Origin of the sequence: Streptomyces sp. NPDC050448 (assembly GCF_040655295.1) — a bacterium.
Classification (GTDB): Bacteria; Actinomycetota; Actinomycetes; order Streptomycetales; family Streptomycetaceae; genus Streptomyces.
This window is the reverse complement of the sequence record NZ_JBFAJR010000035.1, coordinates 15,041-29,986: the sequence shown is the minus strand read 5'-3', so window position 1 is coordinate 29,986 and position 14,946 is coordinate 15,041. Positions and strand designations below refer to the sequence as shown.

The window sequence follows — 14,946 nt, the reverse complement described above, 5'->3', positions numbered from 1 at the left end:
CCCGATGGGCAGCACCCACCGTGGTCCTCGCCCAGGTCTGTCTTGTATGGACCGGCGTGTTCAGCCTAGGCGAAGCCGTTGCGGTGGGACTATTTCTCGAACTCCTGCTAGCCAGCATCGTCATCACTGAAATCACCCTGGCCAGGCGGGCCTTCCGCGCCTCTAAGAGCCAGGGAGCCGACGGGCAAGAGGCCCTCAACCAGGCGCTGTCCGCAGTGTTACCCGCGCCCGTTGCCAAAGCGATAGGGATGGAGTTCGGACTCTTCCGTGCACTTTGGCGCTGGATCCGTCGGAAGCCCGACGCGCCAGAAGGACACCAGATCCTGAGCTATGGCTCCGAAATCAAGCCAATTATGTGGGTGATGGTCTTCCTTGTGCCACTGGAGATCCTCGCCGTCGAACTGCTGATCCCTTGGACGGTGGCGCGCATCGCCCTGCTTGTGCTCTCCGTATACGGGACGGTATGGGTGCTCGGATTCATCGCGGCACTCTCCATCCGCCCCCACACGGTCGGTGACGGCAAAATCGTCCTGCGCTTCGCACATTTCACTCAAATCACCATTCCTCTAGAGCTCGTCGAATCGGTTCGCTCGTCCCGACACAGCGGCTACCGCAGGGCGGTCAACATCAGCGATGGGGTGTTGGCGATGCCGATCGGCGACTCCACCACCCTCAGCATCAAACTGCGCGAGCCCTACTCCGTGGCACCCAAGCCCGGGAAGCCGACGCAGGAGGTGCGAGAGGTTCGCTTCGCCGCGGACAGCACCCGCGAAGCCATCCGCGTGCTCACAGCTAACATCTCCGGGAGCTGATCCGACGCGGAGTCGCCTCAGGTGCACTGTCCAGCATCAGCGGGCATCCTTCGATAGCGATCTTGATGGCGCCGGCCACGACCAGTGGCTGGTACTACGCCGGGCCGCCTCTGGAGGGGGGATCTCTGTGAGGGATCGCTTGGAGCCGCGCCTCCCAGTTGCCTCACGGGTGGCTCCCGAGCAGGTGGAGCAACCACTCACGGGTGTGACCCGCGATGGGAATCAGGCCCCTGACCTGGTGTTTCTCTACCGGGATGGCAGGATCTGCGCCGACGACCAGATAAGCGTCGGCATGTTGCACTTACCGCTCACTGACCTCTGACAGGTGATCTTGACCGTTTGCCATGTGAGTTTGACCAGGCCAACAGCTCCGCAGCGGGGCTGGCTAGGCTCAGCCTTCATGACCGACAACGCTGACGCGCCCAAGCGCCCCTTCCTCGTTCTGCACGACTACGGGATGGGCGGTTCATGGTGGTGGGTCCGAGCGCGTTCCAAGCGGGAGGTTCTCGAAACGTTCGCCTGGGTTGAGGTGGTCACCGACCCGGACGCTGTGGCCCGGTCTCGGGATGAGGGCCTGGAGGAAGTCGACATCGACGGTCCTCGAATGCCTCCTGGACTGGATGGTCTGCGCGCCCAGCGTGACGCCCAGCGTGAGTGTGAAGGCTTCGGTGCGCTTGCAGAGAGGGACGTTGTATTCCTGCGGCGTCGCTGGGACGAGGAGGGCGATGAGCCGGTCGTCTATCTGATGGAGGTGGGGTCCGACGGGCGTCGGATTCGCCAAGTCGAGCTGGCCGAGGACGGAACCGCCGTGCGCAGTGGCCCTGATGATTGGCCGTTCAACCCACCGATCGTGGACGTCTTCGACCCTGTGCTCTCGAGAGAAGAGATCAGCCGGAGCGAGTTCGAGGAGCACTGGACGACAGCTCGCCAGGCAGATGCTGAATCGTAGGGGCAGACCCGGTCAGCTCACCTGGTTCCGTGCCGTCGCCTTCGATGGTGTCCGGGTTCTCGTAGAGAGCCAGCTCGGCTTGTTGCGCACGAACGTTCCTGCCGTGACAGCGGGGTGAACAGGCACTACGTGGGCTGACCGCGGGCTGGATGAACTGGGCTCCGCAGCCGGGGCAGGGCAGGACCTGCTTCTGGTCCGGGAGGATGCCGTTGCTGGAGGGTGCGCTCTTCAGGAGATCGTCTCTGCGTCGGCATCGGGCCGAGCACCACCAGGGAGCCGGCGGCCGGCCTCGACGTTCGGTCGGGGCGGGCGGCCGCAGTACTCGCAGAGCAGGAGGTCGGGCGGCGGCGGTGGTGTGCGTTCGAGGACGTCCTGGAGTTCGACGGGGTCTCGTCCGGTCGCGGCGGCGAGGCGGGACCAGCTGAGGGCGCCGGCCGTCATGGGAGGGTCACAGAGGTAGGCGCGCAGGTAGAAGGGCTTGAGGTAGTTCGCCTGCGAGAGGCGTGCGATGAACGTCTCGACGCCTTCGCAGGGGCGGGGGAAGACCTGGATCGGCAGTGCCACGACCGGGCGGTCCAGTCCGTGCATCGGTGGGTTCACCGGGTGGCTCTTCTGGGCTGGGGAGCCTGGGTGCTGGCGGTGACGTCCAGGGGGATGGCTTCGAGTCCAGCTTGGGTGATCTTCTCGGTGCCGGTGAGGATGGCGTCGATCGCGGCTCCGCGGATCTGGTGGGAGAGGGCGCCGATCATGCCGCCGGTGCGGTCGTGGAGGTAGCGGTCCAGTCCGGCGAGGGTGCCCGGCTTGTGGTGGTGCAGCAGCAGGGTGTCCTCCATCGTCTTGACCAGGCCCTTCCACTCGTCGTTGTAGGGGAAGGGGTGGGTGGGGATGAGGGTGAAACGTCCGGCGATCTGTGCACCGCGGGTGCCCGAAAGGATCGAGCTGTGCTCGATGTCGATGCCGGCGTAGATGAACGTGGCGGGGATGCGCTCGGAGAAGTACTTCAGGGTGTCGGAGACTTCGGCGCCCTGGCGGGTGGTCAGGGAGATGTTGTGGACCTCGTCGACGATCACGAGGCCGGTGCGGGCCGTGGTGCAGATGCCGACGACGGCCTCGATGATGTCGGTGGTGTTGAGCCGGCGGTGCACCGGCAGGCCCAGGAAGCGCGCGAACTCCGCGGCGATCATCCGGGCGGTCGCCGCGGGCGGGACGGTGATGTAGAGAACCGGGATGCGGCCGTGGGCGTCGGGGTGGACATGGCGGTCGTTGAGCTCGTGCGCCAGGCCGAGCTGGGTGAGCGCGATGGTCTTCCCGGTGCCGGCCGGGCCGGAGACGATCAGGCCCCGGCGGGCGCTGATCGCGTGCCGGTTCAGCATGACCAGGCGGCGGCCCGTGGTGACGGTGTGGCGGACGGTGGAGGTGGCCACGACCATCAGGCGGGCGTGATGGTCGATGCGCAGGTCGTCCAGCTTCAGGCGGGTTTCCCTGGGCAGCTTGGCGTATGACTTCGGCGACGGCGCCGGTATGTGGGGCGGCTTCGGGTCGCCGGCCACGAACCGGCGCCAGCCGTCCTTCGTGGTCAGGTGCTGCCCGGCGTCGTCGGTGTCCGGCAGCGTCATCGTCGTCTCCAGGGATCTTCGAGCGGGTCGAACAGGCCGAGCGGGATCACGTCGGCGAGCTTCTCCTCGGCCTCCGGCTCGGGTGCGGGAGCGGGCTCGTCAGAGGTCTGCGCGGGCAGCGGGGTAGCCGGCCCGGCCGCCTTGGTCCGGGCGGCCACCCGGCGGTCGCGCCTGGTCGTCTTGGGCTTCGGTTCGCCCGCCGGTCCGGCGTGGGCCCGGGTGAGCAAGGAGGCGACCGCGTCGGCGATCTCCGCCTCGGTGGCGCCGGGCATCTGGTGGCTGACGTGGTCCCAGGCCAGATCGCCGAACGGCACCGGTGCCCGGTGCAGCTGCTTCCAGGTCGCTTGGATCCACCGGCGCCCGTCGGCGCGGTGGTCGCGTACCCAGATCTGGGAGATGTCGTAGGGGTCGCGGTGGACCTCCCAGAGCCCGCGCTTGGCGCGGATTCCGGAGTCCTGGCGCCGCAGAGGGGTCAGGCCGGGGCTGTCGTAGATGCGGTTCTTGACCCGGATCCCGTAGTCGTTGACCGCCCGCCAGTCCGAGGGCAGCAGCTCGACGTAGTCGTCGCCGGTGAGCGCGACGGGGACGTAGCCGCAGGCCTCGACCAGCGCCGCGTACTTCTGGTTCGGCGTGAACAGCCGGCCCGGGTGGGCGGGGTCGCGCAGGCCGTCGTGCGGCCGGTTCTGCCAGTGCGCGACGATCCACTCGTCCAGGAACTCCTGCAGTTCCAGCAGCGACCAGATCCGCTCGCGCTCCGGGTGACGGCTGCGATGGTCCGCGCTGCGACCGGTGTAACCGGGCAGGAACTGGACGAACAGCGTCGCCACCGAGCCCAGCATCGACTCGATGTGGCCCTTCTCGAAGCCGGAGCCCTTGTGCGCGGGCTGGAAGTCGATCTCCAGGAACCGGCAGGACGACTTGAAGTTCCGGGAGATAAACGCCTTGCCATGGTCACAGACGATCATCTCCGGAACGATCACCGGGCGGGCCGCGGCGTGCTCCAGGCGCTCGTCCAGACTCAGCAGCCGGCGATGCGGCAGCACCGAGCGGGACATCCTCAGCACGTCCGCCCAGCCTGGCCGCATCAGCTCCGGGGTGACAGTTCTGGCCAGCAGAACGCTCGCGTCGACCGCCTTCGTCGTCGGCCGCAGCACCGCCGCGGTGAGTGTCCGCGTGGCCACGTCGATCATGGCCGTAAGCTCGACCCGGCCCGGGACGCCGTCGTCGAGCAGGACCATCACGTCCAGCGGGGTCGAGTCGATCTGCATGACCTCGCCCGGGGCGAACGCCGGGAGCTCGCCGAACGGAGCCTTCGCCCCGTGGGCCTTGGAGCGGCGGGTACTCGCCGCGCTGAAGGTGTGGGTGCCGTCGGTCAGCTTCGCCAGCAGCCGGTAGAGGGTGCGCTCCGAGGGCACCTCGAGATCCTCGGTCCCGGAGGTCTCGCGCAGGATCTCCCCGGTCCGCCAGAGGATGAACGACCCCGTCCTGGTGGAGGCGTCAACGGCTTCGCTGATGGCCGTGCGCATCGCGCTCACCACCCGCTCGTCCACCGAGCCGAACTCAGGCCGCTTCGCGGCCTGGCGGTGGTCGACCAGGCCCAGCACGCCCTCGGCCTGGTAGCGGCGCCGCAGGTTGGCGACCGCGCTGGCCGACACCTTGGTGCCGGCCGCAGTCAGCTCAGCGGCCTTGGCCCGCTGGCGGGCCGTCAGCGAGCAGTCCGGACCGTACTCCGGCCGCGGCGCGGTGTCCGGCCCGGCCTCCGGAGGCCGCCCGTGCAGCACTTCGAGGATGTGCCCCTCCCACCACAGGGCCTTCTCGACCGCCTTGGCCGGGAACGTCTCCAGCCGTGACGAGGCCGGAAGCGGCATCCGGACCGGGATGTCGACGACGGCGAAGTCCGCCTCGCCCGTCAGGTCCTCCACCGCCACGACGCGCTGGCCGGCCTCCGTGTCCGTCAGCGTCACCGTCCTGGCCGTGACGCCCACGACGGCACGGACCTGCCCGCCAAAGCGCACCCATGCGCCGACCCGGATTCCGACCGGCCGCTGCAGCCCGCTCATCGTTCTCCCCTCCTCGTCACGACGAGGCTGTCGGATGACAGCAGCCCGCCCTCAAGATCGGCCCTCAGCACGCCGGACCACAGCAGGTGGAACAGGACCGGCAGCACCAGCAGCGGATCGCCCACCCCCTCCGCCCCGGGCCTCAGCGGGGCCGGCTCCGCGAACACCCCCAGCAGCCGCTCGGCAACGTCCGCCCGCGCGCAACGGCGCCGGCGGTAGCGCGACAGCCACCGCACGTTCGCCATCAGCACCGGATCCACCTCGCCGACGCGGATGAACTCCCAGCCCACCGCCCGGCAGGCCCGCTCGGTCTCCTCGAACGACTCGGCGGCCGCCCGGTCGATCCGGTCGCCAGCCCGCACGTCCACGACCCGGCCCCGGCCGTCTCCCAGCCGCACGAAGAAGTCGGGCGCGTGCCGGCGCCGCCGCTTCCCGTCGTGCCAGTGCAGCCAGAACGGCTGCGACGCGATCCCGACCACCTCGGGATCGCGGTCCAGCAGGATCAGTTGATCCCGCTCCAACCACGACTCGTAGCCCACGTGGGCGCCCACCGTGACCGAGTAGTACAGACCGGCGAAACTCTCCCCGCCCTTGGCCCACCGGAACTCCCGGACCGGATCGGCCGCCTCGAACCGACGGTTCCAGCCCTGACCCAACGGCAGCCGGCAGTACTGCCCGGACTCGACAAACCCCAGCTCAAAGGCCGACAAGACGGCATCGCCGTACGCCAGCGCGGCACCAGCCACGGTCTCCCCCCACCAGACGAGACCCATCGGTCAAGATCAAGTGGCAGAAACCTACTGGTCGTCAAGATCACTTGGCAAACGAGCAAGATCCCCTGTCAGAGGTCACTCACTCTGCACGTAACGCACACGGGCATGGGCCCGATTTATCCCTTGCGGGCTTCTGACTTGCGGTTTCTTTCCACCTGTTTTCCATACACATGATTTCGATGACGCACCACATGGAGTGCGTGGCGATCCTGGAGCCGATTACGAAGGGCGCCTGACCTGCGGATTTCCCGGTGTGCGTTATGTGCATTGTGGGCGTTACGGGCGATATCTCGACGCTGAATTGACGCTCCTGACGCTGAAATGACGCTCGTTCTGACGCGGCGTCAGGGGCTGTGATCGTGCGAGTCGAGCTGGGTGCTGAGCTCGGTTTGTGCGGTCCGGCTTTGCGGAGACTTGAAGAAAATCGGTCTGTTCCGCCGTCGCTGGTTGCGGCGGCGGGCGCGCTGCCAGGTGCGGCTTCGCGGCTGGCAGCCGGCAGAGCGGGTGCTCAGTAGCTGGGTCCGTAGGGGCTCAAGCCATGCATGAACGGTTTGAGGTCCTCGGCCCGGGGCTCGGGGATTTCCGGCATCAACGGTGAACCGCTGAGCGGATTCAGGCGTTGCACGTGGTTCTCGGCCCAGGCGATCCACGCCTCGGCTTCGTCCTTGGCTGGTCCGAGCGGCAGGCTCACCAGCAACCGGGCACCCAGCGACTGGTATCCGCTCTTCCCCAACCCAGTCGTGGCCGAGTCACTCCTGGACCGGCTGATCAACACCAGTCACCAGGTCATCATGAACGGCCCCAGCTACCGCCCGAACAAGCGGCCCAAGAACGCCACCGACAGGCCCGTCAAGCGACTCACCTGACGACCCGACCGGTCAGAATCCGGCGTTGGCAGGCCGCTGATGCCCGCACGGCGCCGGATTGCCGATCTTGTCGAAGGCCTCGGCGTCACTTCCCGAATTCACCCACACCGTGATGCCCTGATCATGAACGACGACGTTGAACGGCGACTCCTCGAGCTCCGTCTCGGTCACGACGGTGAACTACTCACCCGGACGCATCCAGTGATCAGTTCCCCAGGGTTCCACCGAGAGGCAGAGCAGGCTGCCTGTCTCGTTACTCACGCTCGTCTTCGACACGCAGGCACTCTAACGAGCAGCGTCGTCGGCCGAGACACCTGGGCCACGACGGGGAGCCTGGGGAATTACGTGAACTTCTGGCTGGGGAATTACGTGAGCGTCCACACTCCGCTCGTGTAACGACAGCGACCACCACGGGTTGCGACCTGCCTGCACCATGCAAGCGGTATGCCCTCGGGCCCGCCCTTGGTCCATCGAGGATGGGCCGCCCTCGCCGCTGGCCGGGGCCGCCACCATGCTCCACGCCCCCGTGCGGGCTTCCGAAGCGGTTCCGGTCGGGGATCCCGACTCCTTCACCTGCTCATCCAGCACCGCCAGGTTGCCGTTGAAACAGATGTCCCGCCTACCCGAATTCGGTATCGGTGAGGTCCGGCCCACGCCCGTCGATGATGTCGGGAGCCTCGAGCCCGTAACCCTCGGCTCGACCGTAGTACGTCGGCTCGCCGGGCTCCGCCTCGACCCCGAGCAACTGGTCGAGCTCCTGCAGGGCTGATGCGAGCCGCGGCGCGTTGTTGGCATGGATGGCCGGGTGCGGATCGCCCCGGAAATCACACTGACCCCATACGTCGTGGTACACGGACAGTTCCGCCGAGGGGCCGATCTCGTCGGGTGACACCATGAGTTCGACCAGGCGGTACTCGTTGTGGCGTGTTCCGCTGGCGTCGAACCAGGCGCCGGATCCCAGCACGAGGATTCCGCCCATCTCTGCTTGCGGATGGCCGCCCGGCCGGCAGGCGCGGATGTCATCGGGCAGTGCCGGATCACCGAGCGAACGCCCGCCGAGGTCCAGGCGGTTGTGGATGCCGAGGCCACCCTTGCCGACCTGGAACCAGTTCCACTCAAGTGAGGCCGGCTCCAGCAAAGCGTGCTTCTGAAGCACCGCACCCATGCGCGCCGCGGTCCTGAGCGCGGGCTCCAGACCGGGCTCCGCCACGTCGTCCAGGTCCCAGAACCACGAGCCGCACTCCTTCGGCGCGCGCATCAAAATCGACATCGCACTTCCCTACGACTTGATGACATTTCCGCACGGGCCCCGGGAACGTGGTCAGCCCTCAGATTTCCTGCACACTGGAGCTCCGGCAGACCCTCCCCCCATGCCAACGCACGACGGGTGTGCCGGCAGCCACGCCGCCTCTTCGAGGGATCGGCCGCATTGACGGCCCTGGCCGCGCCCTGCGCCTGCTTGGCCTGATCCAGGTCCCCGTCGAGATACTCGTTCGTCGCCTGGCCCTCGCGACGCGAAGGCCAGGCCGGCAGCTGGGGCCGCGCCGGGGCCAGGGGACCCTGCGGTGTCATCCCCGACGCCGAGCCGGGCGCGCCTGTGCACGCAGCGCGGCCAGGTCAGTGGGACCCGCGATGTCCTCCGGCGAGCAGCCCGTCAGCTCGACGAGGGCCTGGGAGGGGGACAGCCCGCGGTCGTGCGCGGAGCGCAGGCGGTCCAGCCACGCGAGAGCGGCCAGATACCTCTCGTCGTTGTCGAGGTCGAGGGGCTCGAGGCTCGCCGCGTTCTCGGTGTCGGAGGCCCAAAGGTATCCGAGCACCCCATGATCGTCCGTCACCGTCGTGTACCACACGGCACCGATTGGCGAGCGCCGGTAGCCGATGCGCCCGAAGCCGGGCGAGTGGGTGAAGACGTCGTACCGGCGCGGGATCTCGTACCGGGACCAGGAATCGGATGGGGTTCCGTCCTGGTCGATGTGGGGGACGACACCCGTCTCGGTCGGTGTACCGAAGTAGGTCGGGTCCTCAGGGTCCACCTCGGAGCCGAGTACTTCGGTGAGCTCTTCGAGCACGGCCGCCAGGCGTGGCGCGTTCGCCGCGTACACGGCAGGCTGGGCTCGGCCCTTGAGGTCGAAGGGCATCCAGGCATCGGAGTACGTCACCAGTTCCACGGTGGCGAAGTCCGCATCAGCGGACGTCCTGAGGTCAAGCAGGCCTTCCGCCCGGGCCTCTCCCTCCGGGCCGAACAGCAGGCCGGCCAAGGCACTCCTGGCCTCCACGGATCCGATCCGGCCGGGGCCCAGGGCCTCCCTGACCGTGTGAGCCAGCTCTTCTGCGGATCCGGCCGGGGTGAGTTCGCCCTGGAACAACAAGCTGTTCGGCTTGCCTGCCTCCGAAATGGTGAGACGGATGGCCGGCTCGCCGATCGCGAGCCGGTGTGAGGCCAGCACGGCCCGCGCCGCCAACAGATCGCGGAGGCACCGAGCGAGCGGGGCCACGCCCTCACTGAAGTCGCCCCACGTCCATCGCCCAACTGGCGTACTAGCGATCACGGTGTTACCTCCGGCGTGAACTTACCGTCTCGGGGGACGAAGATGATTCCGTCCGGCGTTCGGATCACGAACTGCACACCCCTGGTGTCGTACTTTTCCTGGAGCCGCTCGAACTGGGTCAGCATTTCACCCTTCGCGATCTTGGTGTCGATCACGAAGGTCTGTGCATCGGCGTGGGAATCCGTGAGCTGATGAATGCTCTTGAAGATCCGCTTGACCGCCCTGTCCGCAGCGTTCGGCGATGCCTCTCCCGTCATGTCCTTGAACTGCCAGCCGTGTACATCGCCGTTCGCGTCTCGTGCCAGCACATCAAGGTCAGTGCCTTTCTCGGTGAAGACGCCAGGCTTGATCTCGTGTCCGTCCTGCTTCAGCTCGAAGGAGACATCCGTGACGCCGCTCTCGTGGAGCCGATTCCCCAAACGCATGGCCTCAAGGCTGCCCGGAATTTCGCTCGGCCGCACAAGATTGGAGACCACGGTCGAAAAGCCTTCGGCATCTCTAAATCGGCCCGAAGCTATCGTATCGGCCATTTCCTTGCCAGCGGGAGATTCGGACATGGTTTTCAGGATCGCGTCCACGTCTGAGTGCTTGACCTTGGTGCCTCGCAGCTGATCCCGAATCTGTTGTTCCAGGTCCCCACCGCGCTCCAGCGGGCCGATCTCGTGCACCGGCTGCTGCCAGCTGCCGGGGCCGTTCGGCCCATCGGGCACCTGGAGCCCACCACTGCCATTGGGGCCGTCTCCATGACCGCCCCCCGTCGGGGTGTCGGTGAGGCCGTCGCCGGACGGGGTCTCCGCCCGGCCGCCGCTCGAGAGGTCGCCTGCGTGTCGGCCGGTGAGGGTGGGGTCGTTGGGGTGCAGGGGGTTGTCGCCCCCGGGGCCGTCCGAGTGGCCCGTGCCCGTCGAGTTTTCCGCGTGTCTGCCCGTGTTCGGGGTGTGGCTGTCCGCGCTGTTGCGGGGCATGTTGTCCGGGGCGTGGCTGCCAGGGGTGGTGTCCGGGTGGGTTCCGGGGGTGTGGTCGGCGGGGTGGAGGGGGTCCGAGATGTCGCTTCCCAGGCGGATCGCGCCGTCGCCGCCGCGGGCGCCCGCGCCGGCCATCTCCGGAACCTTCGCCGTGGCCGGGGCGTCCGTTTCCGGGGCGTCGACCCGGGGGGTGTCCGCGCCCGCGTTCGGCTTGCCCGTCGGTGCGTTCTTGACATCCTGCTTGAGCGTGCCGTCGGCGTTGTAGATGTTGCCGTCGGGGTCCATGAACTGCGCCGCGCCGTTCTTGGGCAGCTTCACCGTGCCCGGCGGGAACGTCGTGGTGCCGTCGGGGAGTTTGATGTTGCCGTCCGGGAGCTTGACCGCTCCGTCGGGGACCGCGGTGCCGGACGGGAGGTGGATCGCGCCGTCCGGGAGCATCTTTGCGCCGTCCGGGAGGGCTATCGCGCCGTCCACGTTGATGTTCGGGGTCTCGAACTTGCCCATGTTCTTCAGGCCGGCCATCACGTCGCTGATTTTGGAGATGCCGGCGCCCGCACCCTTGAAGACGTACGTCATCGGGTCGACGATTTTGCCCGTCTTGCCGGCGACCGACAGCGCCTTGGCGACTGCGCCTGCCTTGCCCGCCCCGGACACCTCGGCGCCCGTGCCGCCCGTGCAGATGGTGGTGATCACGTTGAAGGTGACCGCGCCCGCAGCACGGGAGGGGTTCGAGCCCCACTGGTCCCAGGCCAGCAGTGCCTTGCCGGTCTCCTTCATCGCCGTGCGCGATTCGCGCAGCCACGAGGGCAGCTTGTCGTCCGGTACGGCGAAGAAGAGCGGGCCCACACCCGGGATCGAGGTGATCGCCGTAGCGGTGGAGAGTTTGGCCAGTCCCGTCCACGACGCCTTGAACGTGTCCCAGCCGTCATAGCCGACCAGGCCACCGAGTCCTGCGAGGGTGCCGCCTATGCCGTCGACGACGAAGCCCTTGCCGAAGTCCCAGGCGTGTTCCCATACCTGCCAGGCGGGAACGGATTCCTCCACCGCGTCGCCCCATGGCAGGGATTTGGACTGCTTGAGTGCTTCGGCGTCGTAGCCGTACATGCCGGCGGCGTGGGAGCCGTCGTCCTTGATGAGCGCGTGCCCGCCCACGAGAGCGACGATCTTGGCGTGAGCGGCCGTTTCCACATCCTGGAACTGGGCCCAGACCTCGGCGATCTTGTTGCGGCGTTCGAGGTTCTGGTCGGTCAGATCACCGTCTTCGTTCCACTTCTCGTCGCCTGCGACCTTGGAGCGAAACGATTCTGCTTCCTTCTTCAGGCTGTCCAGCCGCCTCGCCAAGGGCTCGGCGTCGCGGGCGTAGGTGCCCAGCGCGCCGGCGATGGTGCACATGTCCGTGCTGAGTTTCAGTCCCAGGTCTGCGACGGGCTTGGTCGTGGCGAACAGCTGGTCGGCCTCGGGGGCCTGGTAGAAGGCCTGGAGTCCGCCGAAGCTCGTGTGGACGTCACTCGTCTTCGTAGAGACGGCGGCCCCGCCCGACGAGATCGCCTTGATCTGTTTGTCCAGCTCCGCGAAGTCGCCGGTGAAGACGGGCACCTCGGCCGGGTCGACCGGCGCGTTGCTGCTCACTTCGCGCCTCCCGGCTGTTCTCGCAGGGCCTGCAGGTTGACGGCCCTGGCCGCGTCCTGCGCCGCCTTGGCGTGCTCGAGGTCTCCTTCGAGGTACTCGTTCGTCGCCTTGGCGGCGCCCAGGATGCAGGCCTCGATCCGCTCGTACATCGACGTGAACTCCGGCTGGCGCTCGTTCAGGTACTGCCCCAGAGCCGCTGCCACGGGGCCCATGGCCTTCTTCGACGACAGGAAGGCCTGGCCGGGGGCCGGGGCCGCACCGGGGGCCAAGGGGCCTTGCGGACTCATCCCCGACACCGAGCCGGGCACCGCCGTCCCCGCCGCCTGAGCCGCCTGAGCCATCGCGGCGATCAGGGCGTCCAAGGCCTTCTGCAGCTCGCCGGCGTTACCTCCGACGGTCTTCAACTGCCCCTGCACGCCCTGAGGCTTGATATCCCACGCCGTCATCTACGTCCCCCGGTACCTAACTGATCGCTCATGGCTTGTTCAGCCGATGCCGTCCACTGCGGCCTTCGCGCGCGCCAGCGTCTGCCGTGCCGTGCCGTCGTTCTTGTCCAGCGTCGACCGAAGCAGCCGGATGATGTTCTTCACTTCCTCCGAAGCGTTCTTCCAGCGCTGCTCCTTGGCGTGGTACTCGCCGTCCACGCCGTCCGCCTTGAAGTCCGCCATGGCGGCCTTCACCTGCCCGTCACGCGCGGTGATGACCAACTCCAGCTGGTCGATCACCGCCTGGATGTTGCCCTGCGCCTCGGTCGACGCGCCGATGTCGTACGAACGACGGTCCTGGCCACCAGCCACCGCGATCACGCTCCCCGTGAGAAAAGGTAAGTTCTGAACCGGACTTGTTCCTCGGCGTCAGCGGCCGCGGAAACGGGCGGCGTCGAAGTTCGCAGACGACATCTGCTGCTTCGCGTTGTCGCCCTGTTCCTGGTCGCCCGACGCGAAGGCCTTCTCCATGCCCGACTGGCCGCCCAGGATGGCCGCCAGCGACGCGTTCAGCTCCTTCGTGATCCCGTCCGCACGCGTCTTGAACGAGTCGAACGCCACCTTGCCCTGGCCGTTGAACTTGCCCTCGAGCGGGTGCGCTGCATTGATCAGCTGCTGGATCAGCGTCCCCAGGTCCGTGCTCGAGTTCCGCGACTTGGACATCAGGCTCGTCAGAACCTGCGTCCCCATGTCGAACTTCATCCCACTCCCCCTCACACTCGAATGATCAAAAGTATGCCCATTCCTATCAACTTGCGTCACTGCGGCCGCGTATGGAGCGCAAGCTGTGACAAATGCATGACAATCGGTAGGTCATGCGCCCTTCAGGTGCCGCATCAACCGCTCGAAGTCGGCCCATCCGGCCAGGTCCGAAGGATTCCCGGGCAGCGGGTAGTAGTACGCGGGTCGCGCCTTCGGCCCCAGCCTGACAGGTGGCTCGGACAGTGGCGTGCGCAGCGCACGGTCGTCCGGCATTTTCCGGACCTCCTCCGCGCCGAGCGCGAAGGCCAGCGGCACCCCAGGGCCTTCGAACCGGGGCGGCACCAGCAGGTCGCGGCGTGCTTTGCGGAGTTGTACGAGCATCGACTGGAGGTGGTGTCGGGTGACGAGTGCCTCGGCAGTCCGCTGCACGGCGTCCAACGGCACTTCCTCGTCCGCGCCGTAGCCGAACGCGAGCGTCACTGTCTCCTCGACGCCCGCCTTCGTGCGGGTGATCCGCACGGTGGCGAGCCCGGGCCGGTCCGGGCTGCCGACCACCACGAGCCAGGTCGGCTCGGGGGCGCGCGCGAAGGCCACATCGGTCAACCGGCCCGGCGACCAGGGCAGATTGGCCGGTTCGGCGGTCCCCCATCCCGCCGGGGCCTCGCCGGTCAGTTCGCGCCACACGGCCTCCAGGGCCCCGCCGAGGACGAGGCGTTCGTCCGCGGGGTGGATCGTGCGGAAGGTGACGGTCAGCTGCCGTTCGCCCGTGCTCGTGACCTCCTGGTATGAGGCCGCCACCGGCGTTCGCGGGTCGTCCGCGGTCGCGTCGGCGGGGACCACGGTGGCGAACATGCCCTCCTGCCAGCGCAGCACCGCGCCCGACATGCCGTCGTAGTAGCCGTCCCGCTCGTCCTGCACGACCCACCGCGACGGCCAGCCCGGCATGTTCGCCAGCACCGCCGGGGAGAGCTTCGTCCCGGGCGGGGTGACGATCTGCAGGCCACGCTCGGCCGCGGCGGCGGCCCGGAAGGCATCGGAGAGCCAGGCCGTCATGGCGACGACCGGACGGTCCATGATGACGACGGCGACACTGCCGGTCAGCACGTCGACGGCGGGCTGCGCCGCGGCAGGCGTGGGCGCGACGCTGATCCCGTCGGTCTGCACCACTCCCAGCGAGCGCGTGGCTTCCGGCGGCCATGCGGTCCCACCCGACAGGGCCGCGAGACGGGCCGCGAAGGTCCCCGCGAGCCGTTCGGCCTCGGGGACGCCGGTGGTGGCGCGGGCCTCGGTCCACCAGAAAGGGACGCGCGGCGGCGTCGCGCCGAGGAGTCGTTCGGCCTCTCCCTCGACCTGCATCAGCAGGGGCGCCTCGACGGAGACCAGCGGTCGGCCGTGCTCGTCGCAGAGCTGTACGACCGCCCCCTCGCCCGTCGTGTCCACCAGCTTGTCGGGGCCCCCCGAGAGGAGGCCCGCGAGCACGGCCCAGGGGTCGGGCATCCGCTGGGTGAGGGCTATGACGTCCTTGGTCATGTGGTCGTACGGT

15 protein-coding genes and 1 pseudogene are annotated in these 14,946 nt (G+C 68.0%); 3 read left to right on the top strand and 13 right to left on the bottom strand.

Translation table 11 applies throughout. The features are described 5' to 3' along the window. Positions 1 to 20: 20 nt before the first annotated feature. Together AB0I68_RS30695 and AB0I68_RS30690 are read left to right on the top strand one after the other, a co-directional pair. Positions 21 to 812 (top strand): hypothetical protein, encoded by a 792-nt coding sequence (locus AB0I68_RS30695; RefSeq protein WP_363180622.1) that lies wholly within the window; start codon positions 21 to 23, stop codon positions 810 to 812. A gap of 400 nt (positions 813 to 1,212) precedes the next feature. Then, positions 1,213 to 1,761, top strand: coding sequence for a hypothetical protein (locus tag AB0I68_RS30690; RefSeq protein ID WP_363180621.1), 549 nt, complete (start codon positions 1,213 to 1,215; stop codon positions 1,759 to 1,761). A gap of 228 nt (positions 1,762 to 1,989) precedes the next feature. On the opposite strand, the gene AB0I68_RS30685 is transcribed toward AB0I68_RS30690, so the two are convergent. The 5 genes from AB0I68_RS30685 to AB0I68_RS30665 all read right to left on the bottom strand — a co-directional run bounded on the left by AB0I68_RS30685 (position 1,990) and on the right by AB0I68_RS30665 (position 6,901). Continuing rightward, positions 1,990 to 2,361: a hypothetical protein gene (locus AB0I68_RS30685; protein ID WP_363180620.1), complete on the bottom strand. Its 372-nt coding sequence runs from the start codon at positions 2,359 to 2,361 to the stop codon at positions 1,990 to 1,992. Next, entirely contained in the window at positions 2,358 to 3,377 is a 1,020-nt protein-coding gene (locus AB0I68_RS30680; RefSeq protein ID WP_363180619.1) for an ATP-binding protein, read from the bottom strand. The genes AB0I68_RS30685 and AB0I68_RS30680 overlap by 4 nt, the downstream gene beginning before the upstream one ends. Then, entirely contained in the window at positions 3,374 to 5,437 is a 2,064-nt protein-coding gene (locus AB0I68_RS30675) for a Mu transposase C-terminal domain-containing protein (protein ID WP_363180618.1), read from the bottom strand. The genes AB0I68_RS30680 and AB0I68_RS30675 overlap by 4 nt, the downstream gene beginning before the upstream one ends. Next, the gene (locus tag AB0I68_RS30670) at positions 5,434 to 6,210 is read right to left on the bottom strand and encodes a TnsA-like heteromeric transposase endonuclease subunit (protein ID WP_363180617.1); all 777 of its coding nucleotides are present in this window, start codon (positions 6,208 to 6,210) and stop codon (positions 5,434 to 5,436) included. Before AB0I68_RS30670 ends, AB0I68_RS30675 begins: the two co-directional genes overlap by 4 nt. Before the next feature lie 508 nt (positions 6,211 to 6,718). Beyond that, a complete protein-coding gene (locus AB0I68_RS30665; protein WP_363180616.1) occupies positions 6,719 to 6,901 on the bottom strand; it encodes a hypothetical protein in 183 nt (60 codons plus the stop codon). Here AB0I68_RS30665 and AB0I68_RS30660 point away from each other — a divergent pair. Further along, positions 6,897 to 7,076: pseudogene (locus AB0I68_RS30660) on the top strand (ATP-binding protein); the annotation flags it as partial. The gene AB0I68_RS30665 and the pseudogene AB0I68_RS30660 sit on opposite strands and share 5 nt — an antisense overlap. A 12-nt stretch (positions 7,077 to 7,088) precedes the next feature. On the opposite strand, the gene AB0I68_RS30655 reads toward AB0I68_RS30660, so the two are convergent. The 8 genes from AB0I68_RS30655 to AB0I68_RS30620 all read right to left on the bottom strand — a co-directional run bounded on the left by AB0I68_RS30655 (position 7,089) and on the right by AB0I68_RS30620 (position 14,933). Then, positions 7,089 to 7,247 (bottom strand): hypothetical protein, encoded by a 159-nt coding sequence (locus AB0I68_RS30655; protein ID WP_363180615.1) that lies wholly within the window; start codon positions 7,245 to 7,247, stop codon positions 7,089 to 7,091. Between the two features lie 448 nt (positions 7,248 to 7,695). Continuing rightward, complete coding sequence (locus AB0I68_RS30650; RefSeq protein WP_363180614.1) at positions 7,696 to 8,346, bottom strand: hypothetical protein; 651 nt, start codon at positions 8,344 to 8,346, stop codon at positions 7,696 to 7,698. A 298-nt stretch (positions 8,347 to 8,644) separates the two neighbouring features. After that, the gene (locus AB0I68_RS30645) at positions 8,645 to 9,571 is read right to left on the bottom strand and encodes a hypothetical protein (protein ID WP_363180613.1); all 927 of its coding nucleotides are present in this window, start codon (positions 9,569 to 9,571) and stop codon (positions 8,645 to 8,647) included. 50 nt (positions 9,572 to 9,621) lie between these two features. Next, on the bottom strand, positions 9,622 to 11,979 hold the full coding sequence (locus AB0I68_RS30640) for a hypothetical protein (protein WP_363180612.1): 2,358 nt from the start codon (positions 11,977 to 11,979) through the stop codon (positions 9,622 to 9,624). 233 nt (positions 11,980 to 12,212) lie between these two features. Further along, a complete protein-coding gene (locus AB0I68_RS30635) occupies positions 12,213 to 12,662 on the bottom strand; it encodes a DUF6507 family protein (protein WP_363180611.1) in 450 nt (149 codons plus the stop codon). 39 nt (positions 12,663 to 12,701) lie between these two features. Continuing rightward, complete coding sequence (locus AB0I68_RS30630) at positions 12,702 to 13,013, bottom strand: pore-forming ESAT-6 family protein (RefSeq protein WP_363180610.1); 312 nt, start codon at positions 13,011 to 13,013, stop codon at positions 12,702 to 12,704. 57 nt (positions 13,014 to 13,070) lie between these two features. Continuing rightward, positions 13,071 to 13,403: a hypothetical protein gene (locus tag AB0I68_RS30625; protein ID WP_363180609.1), complete on the bottom strand. Its 333-nt coding sequence runs from the start codon at positions 13,401 to 13,403 to the stop codon at positions 13,071 to 13,073. A gap of 111 nt (positions 13,404 to 13,514) precedes the next feature. Then, positions 13,515 to 14,933, bottom strand: a complete 1,419-nt coding sequence (locus tag AB0I68_RS30620) for a DUF6177 family protein (RefSeq protein ID WP_363180608.1) — start codon at positions 14,931 to 14,933, stop codon at positions 13,515 to 13,517. Positions 14,934 to 14,946: the final 13 nt, after the last annotated feature.